Source organism: Psychrobacter sp. Pi2-51, assembly GCF_904846665.1.
Taxonomy (GTDB): Bacteria; Pseudomonadota; Gammaproteobacteria; order Pseudomonadales; family Moraxellaceae; genus Psychrobacter; species Psychrobacter glaciei.
In genome coordinates this window covers 12,818-28,815 of the sequence record NZ_CAJHBP010000020.1, presented here as the reverse complement: position 1 = coordinate 28,815, position 15,998 = coordinate 12,818, and the positions used below count along the sequence as shown (strand labels likewise).

At 41.7% G+C, this 15,998-nt stretch carries 13 protein-coding genes; 7 read left to right on the top strand and 6 right to left on the bottom strand.

Annotated elements, in window-relative coordinates:
• Positions 1 to 283: 283 nt before the first annotated feature.
• Complete coding sequence (locus JMY08_RS10600) at positions 284 to 1,726, top strand: FAD-binding oxidoreductase (protein ID WP_201593258.1); 1,443 nt, start codon at positions 284 to 286, stop codon at positions 1,724 to 1,726.
• Between the two features lie 86 nt (positions 1,727 to 1,812).
• Here JMY08_RS10600 and JMY08_RS10595 read toward each other — a convergent pair whose 3' ends face one another.
• Complete coding sequence (locus JMY08_RS10595) at positions 1,813 to 2,439, bottom strand: BLUF domain-containing protein (protein WP_201593256.1); 627 nt, start codon at positions 2,437 to 2,439, stop codon at positions 1,813 to 1,815.
• Positions 2,440 to 3,238: 799 nt separating this feature from the next.
• Here JMY08_RS10595 and JMY08_RS10590 point away from each other — a divergent pair.
• The 4 genes from JMY08_RS10590 to lspA all read left to right on the top strand — a co-directional run bounded on the left by JMY08_RS10590 (position 3,239) and on the right by lspA (position 9,486).
• Entirely contained in the window at positions 3,239 to 4,876 is a 1,638-nt protein-coding gene (locus tag JMY08_RS10590; protein WP_201593254.1) for a carbon-nitrogen hydrolase family protein, read from the top strand.
• A 120-nt stretch (positions 4,877 to 4,996) separates the two neighbouring features.
• Positions 4,997 to 5,548, top strand: a complete 552-nt coding sequence (locus JMY08_RS10585; RefSeq protein WP_201593252.1) for a protein disulfide oxidoreductase — start codon at positions 4,997 to 4,999, stop codon at positions 5,546 to 5,548.
• Positions 5,549 to 5,981: 433 nt separating this feature from the next.
• Positions 5,982 to 8,843 (top strand): isoleucine--tRNA ligase, encoded by a 2,862-nt coding sequence (gene ileS, locus JMY08_RS10580; protein WP_201593251.1) that lies wholly within the window; start codon positions 5,982 to 5,984, stop codon positions 8,841 to 8,843.
• A complete protein-coding gene (gene lspA / locus JMY08_RS10575; RefSeq protein ID WP_201593248.1) occupies positions 8,836 to 9,486 on the top strand; it encodes a signal peptidase II in 651 nt (216 codons plus the stop codon). The genes ileS and lspA overlap by 8 nt, the downstream gene beginning before the upstream one ends.
• A gap of 162 nt (positions 9,487 to 9,648) precedes the next feature.
• Here lspA and JMY08_RS10570 read toward each other — a convergent pair whose 3' ends face one another.
• The 5 genes from JMY08_RS10570 to JMY08_RS10550 form a co-directional block, all read right to left on the bottom strand.
• Positions 9,649 to 10,974: an anti-phage deoxyguanosine triphosphatase gene (locus JMY08_RS10570; RefSeq protein WP_201593247.1), complete on the bottom strand. Its 1,326-nt coding sequence runs from the start codon at positions 10,972 to 10,974 to the stop codon at positions 9,649 to 9,651.
• Positions 10,975 to 11,021: 47 nt separating this feature from the next.
• The gene (locus tag JMY08_RS10565; RefSeq protein WP_201593246.1) at positions 11,022 to 11,612 is read right to left on the bottom strand and encodes a 7-cyano-7-deazaguanine synthase; all 591 of its coding nucleotides are present in this window, start codon (positions 11,610 to 11,612) and stop codon (positions 11,022 to 11,024) included.
• Complete coding sequence (locus tag JMY08_RS10560) at positions 11,612 to 12,850, bottom strand: PfkB family carbohydrate kinase (RefSeq protein WP_201593245.1); 1,239 nt, start codon at positions 12,848 to 12,850, stop codon at positions 11,612 to 11,614. Before JMY08_RS10560 ends, JMY08_RS10565 begins: the two co-directional genes overlap by 1 nt.
• 5 nt (positions 12,851 to 12,855) lie before the next feature.
• Entirely contained in the window at positions 12,856 to 13,239 is a 384-nt protein-coding gene (locus JMY08_RS10555) for a hypothetical protein (RefSeq protein WP_201593244.1), read from the bottom strand.
• Between the two features lie 280 nt (positions 13,240 to 13,519).
• On the bottom strand, positions 13,520 to 14,191 hold the full coding sequence (locus JMY08_RS10550) for a DUF1294 domain-containing protein (RefSeq protein WP_201593243.1): 672 nt from the start codon (positions 14,189 to 14,191) through the stop codon (positions 13,520 to 13,522).
• A 150-nt stretch (positions 14,192 to 14,341) separates the two neighbouring features.
• Here JMY08_RS10550 and JMY08_RS10545 point away from each other — a divergent pair, with 150 nt between their 5' ends.
• The gene (locus tag JMY08_RS10545) at positions 14,342 to 14,839 is read left to right on the top strand and encodes an FKBP-type peptidyl-prolyl cis-trans isomerase (RefSeq protein WP_201593242.1); all 498 of its coding nucleotides are present in this window, start codon (positions 14,342 to 14,344) and stop codon (positions 14,837 to 14,839) included.
• Between the two features lie 48 nt (positions 14,840 to 14,887).
• Complete coding sequence (locus tag JMY08_RS10540; protein ID WP_201593240.1) at positions 14,888 to 15,928, top strand: aldo/keto reductase; 1,041 nt, start codon at positions 14,888 to 14,890, stop codon at positions 15,926 to 15,928.
• The last annotated feature ends 70 nt before the right edge of the window (positions 15,929 to 15,998 follow it).

Below are 15,998 nucleotides of genomic sequence, written 5' to 3'. Positions count from 1 at the left end.
GGGATGAAACGAAAACAGTCCCGATATCTTACACAAAATTCGACGTCGATGTTAGGAGATTAGATGAATTATTGGTTATCAAGCCTGAAAAATTTTTATGCTATAGTGAATCATTCTGTTTGAAACTGACCAGACCATTTTTTTGTAATTTACAGCCTGCCATATAGACAGATTATCACCTACTTATTGCCATCACGAGCTGACTGATCACTGAATTTAGAGATATTTCGTTATATAATAGTCAACCCCAGCATCGTGTTTACGCTAATATTGAGATTTTATCATGACGCCAACTACCGCTCAGCCTACACCCGAAACCAATGCAACTGCCGTCCAAGCTATTTTGAGTACTTTAATTGATACTCATGACTTTGATGCGAGCCAAATCAAAACCGACGCTGAGAGCTTAGAGCATTGGGGCAAAGACTGGACCAAGCACTTTGCGCCTGCTGCTGCTGCCATCGTCTTTCCAAAGACCACCGAACAAGTACAATCTATCGTACTGCTTGCCAATGAGCACAACGTCGTCCTCACCCCCAGTGGTGGTCGTACCGGACTGTCTGCTGGTGCCGTCGCAGCCAATGGTGAAATCGTCGTTAGTATGGATAAAATGAACCGTATCGGACAGTTTTATCCGGCGGATCGCATGGTCGAGATTGAAGCAGGCGTGGTCACTCAGCAGTTGCAACAGTTCGCAGAGTCTAAAGACCTCTACTACCCTGTCGACTTTGCCTCAGCAGGCTCAAGTCAAATCGGTGGCAACATCGGTACCAACGCAGGCGGTATTAAAGTCATTCGTTACGGCATGACCCGTCAATGGATCATGGGGCTGACTGTGGTCACTGGTAAAGGTGATATCTTGCAGCTGAATCGCGGTATGGTAAAGAACGCCACAGGTTATGATCTGCGTCAACTGTTCATCGGTAGCGAAGGCACGCTAGGGTTTGTCACCCATGCACAAATCAAACTTGAGCGTCAGCCGCAAGACTTAAACGTCATGGTGCTCGGTATGGACAGCTTTAACGATGTTATGAATGTATTGTCTGCGTTTCAAGCGCAGATTGATTTAACGGCATTTGAGTTCTTTGATGACGTGGCGATTGATAAGCTAATGGCACATGGTCAAGTACAAGAGCCGTTTGAGTCGCGTACCAAGTTTTATACATTGTTAGAGTTTGAAGCACCATACGAGCCGATCATGGATAAAGCCATGGCGATATTTGAGCACTGCATGGAGCAAGGTTGGGTCGTCGATGGGGTGATGAGTCAAAGCCTCGCGCAGGCAGAAGAGCTGTGGAAATTGCGCGAATACATCTCTGAGACCATCTCAGTATTTACCCCTTATAAGAACGATGTCTCTGTACTGATAAGCCATGTGCCTGAATTTATCACCAAGATTGATCATATTGTCAGCAGTAACTATCCTGACTTTGAAGTGTGCTGGTTCGGTCATATCGGTGATGGTAACTTACATCTGAATATCTTGAAGCCTGAAAACATGAGCAAAGATGATTTCTTTGCAGAGTGTCAGATCGTCAATAAGCACGTGTTTGAGACGGTACAGAAGTATGGCGGCTCAGTCTCTGCCGAACATGGCGTGGGTATGACCAAAAAGCCTTATTTACACTATAGCCGCAGCGAGACTGAGATTGATTACTTACGAGAAGTCAAAAAAGTCTTTGATCCCAATAACATTATGAACCGTGGTAAGATTTTTGATATGTGATTGGTATTTTAATCGCTTACCTCAAATAAAAAGACGCTAAACTCAAAAGTTAGCGTCTTTTTTAGCTCAGCTATAAAACTTATAATTTATAAATATAACAGTATCAGCGCTACTACCAGCAACACACTCAAAAAGCCTTGAACGATCAAAAAGGCCTGATGCGGTGCCGCGATATGACGAAACATATTGCCCAGTGCATTATAAGTAATGCCAGCGGCTTTTATATGTGGCGGGCTATCAAACGTTTTGATAATCTGCAAAAATTGCTCCGTACGCTTCGAGGTCCAGCCATGCGGGGCAAACGGTAAAAAAGGCGACAACTGCATGGCTTGCTTCTTGGTCGCTGGCGACCACAACCAACGCTCCAAAAATAGCAGGCGCATACGCCAATCAGCAAAGCTACGCTGATCGATCACTCGTAATAGCAAGACTTGCACATTTTTGTGACGACTATCGGCAAAAATACGCTTTTGCAAAGCAAGCACGTTTGATTTTTTACCTTCAATACATTGTAAGAAGTGACCATTGCCATAACATAAAGTACCCGTAATGCCATGCTGCTCATTATAGTCCCGAGCATGACCTTCTACTTCATCAAATATTGAGGCTTTTAAGCGCGTACTGAGGGTGATACTACTGACATACACCAATTGAACCAATGCTGAATCCTCTACTGTTTCTAGAGGGTCGACCGTATGTGTCAAGGGTGCCATAAAATAATCCTAAAAAGCCGCCTATAGACCGCAAAATGAAGTAAGTAAAACAAAAACCACGTTCAGACCAAGCAAAGACAAGGACATCGATTCACAAAAACGTAGCAAATATTTACTACGCGGGACTGTCATTGACCCGCTACATTGGTATGATAACTATCGAAATATAAAGTAATCAGCCAAGTCATGATGAATAAGCGAAGCCAAAAGTAACAGGAGACGCTACAGAATTTCGATGCTGTTAGATTAGGTACTGTTAGAATAGAGACTGTTAGATTAGATACTAATTACTAGACTAGGGCGTGTCATCATTTAGATTGTGAGGCTTAAAATGAGGAAAATTGCAGCCAAACAAGGAAGAAATTGCCGTAAATATGAACATATTGACAAAGTTTCTGACGATGTTTGGCAAAATTTAACCATTTTAAGACCACTAAATGTATCCATGTGCTAATTGATGACACGCCCTAGGTACTATTAGAACAGATGCTATTCATGCAAGTACGATTGATTCAGCTACTAACAAGGTCAGTCTTCTTAAATGTAGACGCTTGCAAACCTGTTAAAGCCCTCATTAAAACTTTTATATGATATGTAATTGCTATAACTCATTGTAAATAAAAAGATAAATTATTGTAACGATTATATAAGCGTATTGGAATATTTTTATCGCTTTTGTTACACAAAAATCTTTAGGTCTATATATAGCTATAGACACTACATCAGACACTACATCAGATACTACACCGTACAACGCATTAATTTTATGATATTCATTAACACCGCAGACAGGAACCTTATGAGTAAAATCGAAAAAATAGACGACTTTCACCTCACGATTGCTGAGATCAAGAAAAAAGATTATCCGCAGTTAAAAGCCTTGATGGACCGTGTTTATGTGAATTTGGGCGGCGCATGGTCAAAGACCACTATTCATACTTTGATTGATGCCTTTCCTGAAGGGCAGATTGCAATGTTTGATCATGATCAGCTGATCGGTATCGTTCTCTCTATGCGCGTGGACTATGCCAAATTCTCGAATCCGCATACCTATGATGATTTGATTGGGCACAAAGAAATCATTAGAGACAATCCAGAAGGTGATGCTATTTATGGCTTGGATGCGCTGATTGACCCTGAGTATCGTGGCTACCGTTTGGGTCGTCGTCTTTATGATGCGCGCAAAGAGCTGTGCCGCCAGCTGAACTTCCGAGCTATCTTGGCTGGAGGTCGCATTCCTAATTACTACAATCACAAAGATTTGACCCCTGGTGAGTATATCGACGCGGTCGAATCACGTGAAATCCATGACTCTGCCCTTTCCTTTCAGCTATCCAACGGTTTTATCGTTAAGCGTATTTTGACCGCTTATCTGCCAGATGACGCTCAATCTAAAGGCTTTGCTACTCTACTTGAGTGGGCCAATATTTATTATGAGCCGCAAGATTACAAGCCGAATACCCGTAAGTCAGAAGTGCGTATCGGTGGTATTCAGTGGCAAATGCGTGAAGTTGAATCGCCTGAGGAGCTCTTGCAACAAGTAGAATTCTTTGTCGATGTCATGGCCGATTACAACTCAGATTTTGCTTGCTTACCAGAGTTCTTTAACGCGCCATTAATGGGTCTGTGTGAATCCACCGATCAAAACATCGCCATTCGCTTTTTGGCCGGTTATACCGAGTGGTTCAAAAACGAAGTCTCGCATCTGGCAGTCAGTTATAACGTCAACGTTATTGTCGGCTCCATGCCATTAATAGACGAAAACGATACATTGTACAATGTCAGTTATTTGTGTCGCCGCGATGGTACGGTGGAAGAGCAGCGCAAAATCCATATTACGCCGCATGAGCGTAGCGCTTGGGTGATCGAAGGTGGTGACGAGGTCAAAGTATTTGACACGGATGCCGGTCGTATTGGTATCTTGGTCTGTTATGACGTTGAGTTCCCTGAGCTTGCGCGCTTACTGGCGCTTGACGATATGGATATTTTGTTTGTGCCTTTCTGGACAGATACCAAAAACGGCTATTTACGTGTGCGCCACTGTGCCCAAGCGCGAGCCATTGAAAACGAATGCTATGTCATGATTTGTGGTTCAGTAGGCAACTTACCGCAAGTTGAAAGCTTAGATATTCAGTACGCACAGTCGTCGATTTTTTCACCGTCAGACTTTGCTTTTCCGCATGATGCGATTATGGCCGAAACCACAGCAAACACTGAGATGATCTTTTTCTCAGATGTGAACTTAGATAAGCTGACTCACGTCCGTAACGAAGGCTCGGTACATAACTTGATTGACCGCCGTGATGATTTGTTTAGCTTAAAATGGAAACGAAAAGCAAAAATTCCAGCGAGTAAATTAACCGACGAAGAGCGCCTTGAAAACTCAGGCAGTGTGCTCATTGGTGATCCACTGCAAAATCGTGCACAAAAGCCTTAATCGGTTATCTTAAAAAGTAACCACTAAAAACAATTACATAAAATTGATGAGTAATACGGCTGACATTTCAGCCGTTTATTTTTATCTATCAAACACATTTAGAGCAAAAATGTAGCCATTATGACGACTGATCTCGCAAGTAAAAAAGATATTCTTAAGAAGACACCAAAGCAAAAAGTGCTTTCTATAGTTAAAACCCTGCTGATATATGGTTTGATGTTTGCCGTTATTTATACCGCCATCAATTGGTGGCGACAACCCGTCATGCCAGCCAACCCACAATTGCAATTAATAGACTACCAAGGACAAACGGTTGATTTAGCGGCACTGAGTCAGGAGAAGCCGACACTGGTATATTTTTGGGGTACGTGGTGTTCAGTCTGTAGTTTCACCTCGCCAACCATAAACAAACTTGCCGCCGCAAATAATTATCCAGTCGTTACGGTTGCCATTAAATCAGGCACTGATCAAGAGCTGCACCGCTACCTTAATGAAAACAGTTATCGCTTTACCACGGTCAATGATCAAGAAGGAGAGATATTTGCTGATTGGCAAGGGCAAGTCACGCCTTCTTATGTCATCTTAAAAGATGGCGAGATGACGCAAGGATTGACAGGTATTCAACCACTCTGGTCGCTTAGATTGCGCTTATGGTTATCCTCCGTTTTTTAGACCTACGCCAATTAGGCATCATCTAGGATCTGTTGAACATTCAAACTTGCCAGACCTATGATTTAATGAGCAAAGTATTTATGCTGACATAAATGATTGGTTTTGGCTAAAAACAGGACGATACTGACCAGCTCTTTTTACCCTTCCCGTTTTGTCATATAATAGCTGCCGTTATCATCGGTGCTAGACTAATTATTCTGATAAATGCATTTCTTGTTGCAATCGTCCCGTTAGTATTTATTATGGACGTAACTATTCACAAGCAACCTACTGTAAGCAACATTGTCTAAGACAAAAAACGAGTATCGATTATCAAATATTTGACCCCATATTATATTTAACGTTAAGCTTAAATTTCACACCTGACTCTACATCAATTTTTTAATCACTTTTTAACCTATCTTTTAACCTACTTTTTAAAAAGACACCTTCTATGACTGATAAAAGTACTGATACGCCAAGCCAAGACTATAAAGACACGCTAAATCTTGCTGATACGCCCTTTGCGATGCGCGCAAACCTTGCCAAACGTGAGCCAGATTGGCTGGCTGCGTGGGAAGCGGATGACGTGTACGGCAAAATTCGCAAGGCGCGTACAGGTGCGACCAAGTACATTTTGCACGATGGCCCTCCATACGCTAATGGTCAGATTCACTTAGGTCATGCGGTCAATAAAGTGCTCAAAGACATTATCGTAAAGTCAAAAACCTTATCAGGCTTTGATGCACCTTATGTGCCCGGTTGGGATTGTCATGGTCTGCCTATCGAGCAAAAGGTCGAAGCCAAGGTCGGCAAAGTCGGTCAAAAAGTCTCTGCGACTGAATTTCGTGGTCTGTGCCGCGAATATGCAAGCACGCAGATTGAGCTACAAAAGGCAGACTTTAAACGTCTGGGTGTGTTTGGTGATTGGGACAATCCTTATTTAACGATGAACTTCCATCAAGAAGCCAACATCGTGCGCGCACTGGCCAAAATCCATGACAATGGTCATGTCACTCGCGGTATGAAACCCGTTAACTGGTGCTTGGACTGTAGCTCTGCGCTGGCTGAGGCCGAAGTGGAATACCAAGACAAAGTCTCAGATGCTATCTATGTCAGTTTTGATGTGCTTGATACGCAAAAAGTTGCCGCATTGAGCGAGATTAATGGCAATATCGCAGCGGTCATCTGGACGACGACGCCTTGGACGTTACCAGCTAACCAAGCCATCGCCATACATCCTGAGCATGACTATAGTGTGGTGGCGACTGAAAAAGGCAACTTCTTATTAGCGACTGATTTGGTTGAAAGTGCACTGACTGAGTTTAAACTTAGCAATGAAGGTGTATTGGCAACTGTATCCGGACGTGAGCTTGAAGGTCTACGCGCCCAGCATCCACTGATTGTAGACCGTCAAGTGCCACTTATCTTGGGCGATCACGTAACCACGGATAGCGGTACTGGCTTAGTCCATACCGCACCGGGTCACGGTCTCGACGATTATATCGTTGGTCTGAAGTATGATTTACCTGTTGAAAACCCAGTAAGCGGTACGGGTGTCTATTTAGACAGCGCGGCGGTATTTGCGGGCGAGCATATCTATAAAGCCAATCCAAAAATCATCGCTGCCCTACACGACAACGGCCATCTCGTTAGCCATACCAAGATTGAGCACAGCTATCCGCATTGCTGGCGTCATAAATCACCGATTATCTTCCGCGCCACGCCGCAGTGGTTTATCAATATGGAAACCAAAGGTTTACGTGAGCGCGCGCTTGCTGATATTCCAGCGGTCAATTGGACGCCAGCATGGGGACAGAACCGCATTGAGTCAATGATGACGGGTCGCCCAGATTGGTGTATTTCACGCCAGCGTACATGGGGCGTACCGATTGCCTTTTTCACTCATAAAGAAACGGGTGAACTACATCCAAACACGCTTGAGCTCATGGAAACTGCCGCACAAAAAATTGATGCAGGCGGTGTGGAAGCTTGGTTTGATGCCAGCTGTGAAGACTTTTTGGGTGCGGAAGCGGCTGACTATGACAAAGCGACTGACACATTAGATGTTTGGTTTGACTCAGGTACGACGCATTTTGCCGTACTGGAGCAACGCGATGAATTGACCAATCCTGCTGATCTGTACTTAGAAGGCTCTGATCAACATCGCGGTTGGTTCCAGACCTCCTTATTAACCTCTGAGGCCATGTACGAGCGTCCTCCGTTTAAGCAAGTATTGACTCATGGTTTTGTGGTCGATGAAAACGGTCGCAAGATGAGTAAGTCGCTTGGCAACATCATCACGCCGCAAGAAGAGATTAACAAAACAGGTGCAGACATGCTGCGCTTGTGGATTGCCTCGAGCGATTATCGTTATGAGATGAGTGCAGGCAAAACGGTATTCAAAGGCGCAATCGACATGTATCGCCGTATCCGGAATACCTTGCGTTTCTTGCTTGCCAATACCGATGACTTCGATCCAGCAACCAACAGCATTGATATCAATGAGCTGGTCAGCCTTGATAAGTTTATCATTGAGCGTACGCAAACCGTGCAAGCACAAATCATCGACGCCTATGATGCGATGGATTTCCACCAAGTCACTCAACTTATTGCCGCGTTTTGCTCGCAAGACTTGGGTAGCTTCTACTTAGATATTATTAAAGACCGTCAGTACACCACCCAGACTGATGGACAGCCGCGTCGCTCTGCGCAAACGGCTATTTATCATATCGCCCAAGCGTTGATTCGCTGGATTACGCCGATTTTGTCGTTTACTGCCCAAGAAGCGTGGGAAGTGTTAGAAGGTAAAAACGGCAATGAAGCAGGCTATGTGTTTACCGAAGAATGGTATACCTTCCCAGAGTTTGAGCTAAGTGCGATCAGTACTGATGATTGGCAACGTATCATGCTAGCCAAAGATATGGTGAATAAGCATATCGAAACCGCACGCGGTGAAAAAATCATCAATGCTAATTTATCTGCTGACGTTGATTTGTATGCTGATGGTGCGATGCATGAAAGCTTAGCCAAGCTTGGCGAAGAGCTGCGTTTTGTACTTATTACCAGTAGCGCAACCTTAAAACCGATGAGTGATGCTCCTGCTGCTGCTAAGAATGACGCCACAGAGCAAGCTGAAAGCAGCACTAAAGAAACGGCAGACTTAGTGGTCAATGTTAGTGCCGCGACGGGTACCAAATGCGTGCGCTGCTGGCATATCCGTAATGACATCGGTACCGATAGCGCACACCCTGAACTATGTGCCCGCTGCGTCACTAATGTCACGGGTAACGGCGAGGTGCGCCACTATGCCTAATCCGACACCTAACTCAGAGCCCAACCAATCAGAGTCACCTGAAGACAAGCAGCCGCAGTCTAAGGTCGACCACTCGCCAACCCCTGCCCATGCAACAACGGGCAGTTCAACGACACCGAGAAGTCGCTTGACTAAAGCACCAAAGATGATTGCTAATGGCAGTCGTGCTTTTATGTGGTATTTGGTGTCACTGGTTGTACTTATCATCGATCAGTGGACGAAGTGGCTGGCTGAAACCAACCTGACTTTCCATGAGCCAGTGCCTGTTATCGAACCGTTTCTTAATTGGACTTTAGCATACAATTATGGCGCTGCTTTTAGCTTTTTGGCGGATGCAGGCGGTTGGCAGAAGTGGTTTTTTTCGGGACTTGCTCTAATTATGTCGCTGTTTTTAATCATTTATCTGATTAAAGCACCTCGTAAAGCCACGCTATTATCGCTCGGACTGGCTTTAGTGCTTGGCGGTGCAGTTGGTAACTTAATAGATCGTCTGCTACATGGTCACGTGATCGACTTCATCCATGTACACAATGCTGACGTTTGGCATTATCCGATCTTTAACATCGCGGATATGGGCATCAGTATCGGTGTCGCGATGATTGTCATCGACATGCTATTTTTAGAAAAGAAGCGTGAGGTTTAGCGCTTATAATCGTACATAGTTTTTAGATTTAAAAGGTGGGTTACGAATAAGTAACCCACCTTTTTTGTTGTTTGTTATGAGCTAAAGTATTAACAAATTTTGATGTAATGGACATTTTCTATAGTTCGCTACCATCTAACATGGGGTTATCCTAAATATAAATCAGAACCTATCAAATATTGACCCTCTCCGTGGTGAAAAAAGCTTTTCATAGAATTTAGTGGCATAGTCATCAGTCATTCCAGAAATAAAATCACTTATTACACGAAACTTAGCGACACTGTCATTCTCAGAAATTTCTTTATAACGGTTTTTTGGAGATTCTGGTAAGAATCTTTCTGGATCAGTTGCTAATACTTCGAAAATTTCTACGACTAGTTTTTGGCCTTTAAATTCTAATTGTTGAACATTTTCATGTTTAATTACTTTTTCTAGTACTAATTGGAAAATTACACTGCGCAATGCTTCAAGATTATTCGGTAGCTGGACTTTATTCTTTAATAGTAAATGACTAAACTCTGAATTTTGAACTACAACTTCTACGTTTGTAATAAACAAATTAACCAATTTACCAATACACTTTTTACGTTTATGACTTGACGAAAATAATTGTTCAGCGAGCTCTTTAAAGTTTTCATTGAAATGTTTGTTATGACAAGCAATTATAATATCTTCCTTCTTAGAAAAATACTCATTCCAAATTTTCTTAGTTATCATACCTAAAGAAATGGCATCTTCTAAGTCATGCAAACTGTAGGAAATTTCATCAGCTAAGTCCATAATTGAAGTGTCTAGCGATTTGTATAAAGGTTTATTGTCCTCAACCTTTCTTAGTATAGACCTATCTGCTGGGCTAAAAGGCTGTAATATAAAATCTACAACCTCCTCTTCTGTATCTAAATAACATTTTGGTGGCTTATATATTTTATCTTTAAACAACCAACTTGGTGAATGCTCTTGTGATTCATTACAAGATACTAGATTGGAGTATTTAACAGGATACTTTAGAACACCTAACATCATACGTCTTGTTGGGTTGATACCATGAGCTTCTGTATACTTTTCGAGCTTAGATAATATTCTTAAAGTTTGACCATTACCCTCAAATCCTCCATAGTCTAACATACACTTATTCAAAGCAACTTCGCCACCATGACCGAATGGTGGATGTCCAATATCATGTGACAAACAGATCGCTTGCATTAAAGTCGAACTAGGTAGTATTTCATCATACTTATTTTTCGACTTAAGAACTTCTAATATACCAGTACCAATTTGTGCAACTTCCATTGAGTGAGTAAGACGCGTCCTATAAAAGTCACTTTCACCTAAACCTAGCACTTGAGTTTTTGCTTGCATCCGTCTAAATGCAGAAGAATGAATCAACCTTGCTAGATCTCTTCCCCATTCTGATCTAGTGTCATTTGGTCGCTTCTCATCACCTACAACCCTGCTTTCCCAAACCTTATCATTACAATTTTCTTCCATAAATTATTCCACTTTTTCATTAAGTATTTAGGTTTATGTTAGATGCATTAGCTAGGCAAAATATTTTGCCACGTTTCAAAATACTTACTACATCCTCGACAATGTCCACAAGAGACTTCAGCTTTATGACAGCTATGTGCCCAAAACAATAGAGACAATGGTATCTTTGACTCTCTAATTAATTCCTGTGTCGACATATTTATGGCAGGAGCCACTACTTCAATATTACCTTCTTGGAAACTCAAAAGCGTATTCACTTTCTCTATAAAGCCTAAAGTTCCATCTACGTGTTGACTATCCGTCTTTACACTTCCTATTATTATTTGATTAATATTCAAGGTAATGGCTTTCATCGCAGCTATTGTTATTAACATTTGGTTACGGTAGGGCCACCAGTCAGAAGCTGGTGCATTTTCATTTATAGGTTTCCCTGCCATATCTCCTGAACCTAAATCACCCAAATCTATAGTTAAAATATGATGACTTATATTTAGCTCATTACAAATTTGTATAGCAGATTCTATCTCAGCTTGTGCTGCTAACTGACCATAATCTATAGTAATCGCATGTGAAGGGCGTTGCCAAAATGCTATACAGATAGAATCCATACCTCCAGAAAGTAATATTACGCTACTCATTACAATAAATACTCCCAAACAGTCTTGTATAATGCTGTTACATAATCATCAACTATTACACAATCTGAACCTTCTAACATTTTTAGGCTTTCTGGCTTTTCACTCTCACAATAAGCTACTACCTTTTTATTCAATGCACGAGCATATCCAATTTCAAAAATAGTGCCTGTATCAAGCCCATCGCAAATTGCAAATAATATATCAGACTCTTCTATAGCTTTTAGATCAGCCATTACGACCTCATCAGCTGATCCAAGACCTATATCATGATACGGAGAAAATACTTTCAACCCCATATTTTTTAGTTGTAAATAGGTCTCGTGAATTAACCAAACTTCTGATAAAGTAAAAAAAGGACCTGCTAAATAGACAGTTGCTTGAGATGGGTCTTTAATATTAGGTATCTCTTGAAGCTTATCTTTAAAAGAATCAAATTCTTCAAAGAAATTTTGATTTGCAAATCCCTTAGTAAGGCAATAGTAGGCTGTAGCCTTTGATGCTATTGAGGCGGCTTCTTCGGCACTACAGTTCTTTATCATCCACCAATATGCAAAATGCGCTGAAAAATTGTCTCCTGAGCCAATTTTATGTACATTTAAAGTTGCATAACTAGGTATATGTTTTTTAGTAATACTATCTCCACTTATTTCGAAAGCATATGCACCAGTTGGACCATCTTTTATAATTATAGCTTCCACATTATCAATCATTAATATTTCTGCAGCTTCATCTAAAGAGGTCGCTTTGTTTTTAGTCATCGCATAGGCTTCGCTTCTATTTAGGACTAGAGCTACTGAATTTGCTGATGAATTATTCTCATTAAATATTTTAGGATTGGAAGTGCTTTGTGGATCATAGACAACTCTGTCAGCTGTAATTATTGCTTCACCCTCAATCATTCCGAATAATAATACATTATTAGCTTCTACTACTATTTTCTGCTGTCTAATTACGGAGCTAATATTTGGATCATCTAGTGCATATAAATACTCAAATCTGATTAGTTGACTGGTCATTATAGGTTGAATAGTTGAGCTCACATCAGCAAGCGCACATCTTTTAATAATGACGCTTTTTGTTTGTTCATTCATGTATGTGTATAGTTCAGTCTTGCAATGAAGCATATTTAAAGCTTCAACCGCTCTACCTGCAGAACCATAAATCTCATTCCAGTATGGTCTTTCGCAATACTCTTCGTAAACTCCACCTACTACCGTTATAAAAGGCTCTAATTCCATTAGGCTTAATCCTGAGGTTGGCACATTATTTTTATTTTGACTTTAGCTATATTAATATCGAGTATTTCTGCAACATATATATAACCTTCTTCTATACAGTCTATTATTTCATCACTTTTAATAGAAGAAATACCACCGATCAAATTTCCATATTTGTCGTATACTTTTATTAGCTTAATAGTATTATTACTCTCGACTTTTACTTCAAGAATATCTCCTATATTTAACTTTTTCACACCACTTTTAGGAGAATTTACGTATGTTATTTCGTTTATTAACTGACAATAATTATTGTTACCTTGGCCTCCTTGAACATTGCCAAGCCCATCCGAATTATCTGAATGTCTGTTTGTACTAAATGAGCTATTTCCACCACTGCTACCTGACATATCTTTCTCCAATGTAATCTTCAATATTAATATATATACACTATTGTTTATTTTTGCAAGGAAAACATTTGTTTATAAAAGTTAATTTTACTAAGTGTTTCCTTATTTTAAAAATGGTAATGAAGATGAGATAAATTGCAGTCAAACAAGAAAAACAGAGCGTATAATATCGATATATTAACCAAATATTTGCCACTATTTGGAAAACTTTAGCCATTTTTAGTCTATCTAGATGTCTATCAATTTAATTGAGGACATGTCCTAATATTTTAGTTCTCATTTATAGCAGCCCTGATAATAAATTGGCCAAAGTCTCCAACCCACCACCCGCCATCACAAACAACAGTCCTGCCATGTTAATCACCACGGTCAAATAATACGCCATGCGAAACTCAGGTTTTTGTGATTTATGCCGCAAGTAAGTCTGTGCGACCATTGCTCCTACCCAACCACCCAATGCACTTAGCAGATGCAAAGTAGACTCAGGCGTGCGCCAATCACCACTTTGCGCAGCGGCTTTGTCTTTGGCATACATCATATAAGTAATCAAACCCAAAGCTACATACCAACCGACGACCAGCCAGCTTAGCTTATTCATGGCCGCTAATAAGATTAATACCCCATAAAACCCCACACCAAGGAACAAGCGTTTTTTCTGTCCTGCTTCAAACTCCGCTTGATGACTACGCTTTGCATTACGATGACGGATTTGCTGATTCTTTTGTGCCATTTTCTGTTGCACAAAGCTCAGCTCTTGCACGTCTTTTGCCTGCATCCGTCCTTGGCTATCTTGCCCAAGCGTAAAGACGACTTGCTCACCCACTTCAGGGCGACGGCGTGCTTTAAATTCATTGATATGAAAGAATACTGAATCACCCTGCTCAGTGTCGATAAAGCCAAAGCCTTTATCATCTTGCCACTTTTTAATGTGGCCTCGTTGCTTATTTGCCATGGTTCCTCCAAACCTCATTTAGACTTGCCAAATATAGTACACTATTTGCGTTACACTATTTACGCTTACAACCTTTCTCAGATGGCTTATCATTTCTTATATTAATTTTTTGACCTGAACTTCTAATCCCGCAACAGATGGCTTTTGACTATGACCGACTCACAATTTATCAACCCCAATGAAGACACGCGCATCACTTTTGGCAGTCTCGTAAAGCTGCATTTTGAAGTATCATTAGAGAACGGTACGATGATTGACTCTACCTTTAGCCGCGATGCGCCTGTGACGCTGACCATTGGTGACGAGAGCTTACTACCCGGTTTTGAGCAAGTGTTAATGAACCTGCGTGCGGGTGACACACGCTCTGCCCACCTTGATCCAGAGCAAGCATTTGGTGATTGGAATCCTGACAATATTCAGCATTTTAGCCGCCCTCAGTTCGCGCTGGTCGCTGATAATCCAGAAATTGGCATGATGATAGAATTTGAAGATAAAGGCAAAAACACCCTACCCGGTACCATCAGCGCCATCGATGATGACCAAGTCGAAGTGGACTTCAATCATCCACTCGCTGGGCAAGCCGTATTGTTTAAAGTAAAAATCTTTAAAGTGACACCGCCCGGTGTAACAGGCATAAAGCTCATTTAAAACAATTCATTTAAAAATACTCTGTTGAATGAACGATAAGGATAAAAAATGCAATATCAAAAACTGCCACAAATTAATGAAGACGTTTCCAAAATCTGTCTAGGTACGATGACGTGGGGACAACAGAATGATGAGACCCAAGCGCATGAGCAGATGGACATGGCGCTAAGCGAAGGGGTGAATTTTTGGGACACGGCAGAGATGTATCCATCGCCGCCGGACAAAGACAAACAAGGCGATACCGAACGCTTTATGGGCACATGGTTTAACAAAACCAAACAGCGTGACAAAGTTATCCTTGCCAGCAAAATGTCACCGATGGATTTTTTACGCGACGGGCAAACACGCTTTAATGCTAAGCAAATCAGCAGCGCCATTGATGGCAATCTTGAGCGTTTGCAAACCGACTATATTGATATTTATCAACTGCACTGGCCTGAACGCCAAGCGAATTTCTTCGGTCAGCGCGGTTATACTGAAGAGATGGCAGCGCAGTCACTAGACGATTTAACGCCTTTTTTAGAGACCATTCAAGCATTAAATGATGAGATCAAAAAAGGCCGTATTCGCGCTTATGGGCTATCGAATGATACTGCGTGGGGACTGATGCGCTACCTATGGGAAGCAGACAAAAATGGCTTGATTGCCCCCATCACTGTGCAAAATCCCTATAGCCTGCTGAACCGCTTATATGAAGTCAATATGGCAGAGATTGCACATCGTGAAAATGTGGGTCTGCTTGCTTACTCACCGCTTGGTTTTGGCGTTTTATCTGGTAAATATCTCGATGGCAAACGTCCGACTGGCGCACGTCTGACGATGTACGACCGTTTTGGGCGCTACGTAAACGAACAAGCCAAATCAGCCACTGAGCAATATGCCAAGATAGCCGCTGATGCAGGTTTGGACATGGCACAGATGTCATTGGCTTTCGTCAACTCTCGTCACTTTGTCACCAGCAATATCATTGGGGCAACGACCACCGAGCAGCTCAAATCTAACATTGATAGTGTCAATGTCGAGCTGACAGCAGACGTATTAGAGGCGATAGAAGCCGTACATACACAGCAGCCTAATCCATCACCATAATCTGCCCTCTATCAGAGCGTAGTGGATTAAATTAAGTACGCTCTATTGAAGCTCCCACCAAAAAGGGCGC

Bases quoted from the DNA above. Each gene is read 5' to 3' on its own strand.
- JMY08_RS10565 (WP_201593246.1), bottom strand. From the start codon at position 11,612: ATGAGTAGCGTAATATTACTTTCTGGAGGTATGGATTCTATCTGTATA.
- JMY08_RS10560 (WP_201593245.1), bottom strand. From the start codon at position 12,850: ATGGAATTAGAGCCTTTTATAACGGTAGTAGGTGGAGTTTACGAAGAG.
- JMY08_RS10550 (WP_201593243.1), bottom strand. From the start codon at position 14,191: ATGGCAAATAAGCAACGAGGCCACATTAAAAAGTGGCAAGATGATAAA.
- lspA (WP_201593248.1), top strand. From the start codon at position 8,836: ATGCCTAATCCGACACCTAACTCAGAGCCCAACCAATCAGAGTCACCT.
- JMY08_RS10540 (WP_201593240.1), top strand. From the start codon at position 14,888: ATGCAATATCAAAAACTGCCACAAATTAATGAAGACGTTTCCAAAATC.
- JMY08_RS10585 (WP_201593252.1), top strand. From the start codon at position 4,997: ATGACGACTGATCTCGCAAGTAAAAAAGATATTCTTAAGAAGACACCA.
- JMY08_RS10590 (WP_201593254.1), top strand. From the start codon at position 3,239: ATGAGTAAAATCGAAAAAATAGACGACTTTCACCTCACGATTGCTGAG.
- JMY08_RS10570 (WP_201593247.1), bottom strand. From the start codon at position 10,974: ATGGAAGAAAATTGTAATGATAAGGTTTGGGAAAGCAGGGTTGTAGGT.
- JMY08_RS10545 (WP_201593242.1), top strand. From the start codon at position 14,342: ATGACCGACTCACAATTTATCAACCCCAATGAAGACACGCGCATCACT.
- JMY08_RS10600 (WP_201593258.1), top strand. From the start codon at position 284: ATGACGCCAACTACCGCTCAGCCTACACCCGAAACCAATGCAACTGCC.
- JMY08_RS10595 (WP_201593256.1), bottom strand. From the start codon at position 2,439: ATGGCACCCTTGACACATACGGTCGACCCTCTAGAAACAGTAGAGGAT.
- JMY08_RS10555 (WP_201593244.1), bottom strand. From the start codon at position 13,239: ATGTCAGGTAGCAGTGGTGGAAATAGCTCATTTAGTACAAACAGACAT.
- ileS (WP_201593251.1), top strand. From the start codon at position 5,982: ATGACTGATAAAAGTACTGATACGCCAAGCCAAGACTATAAAGACACG.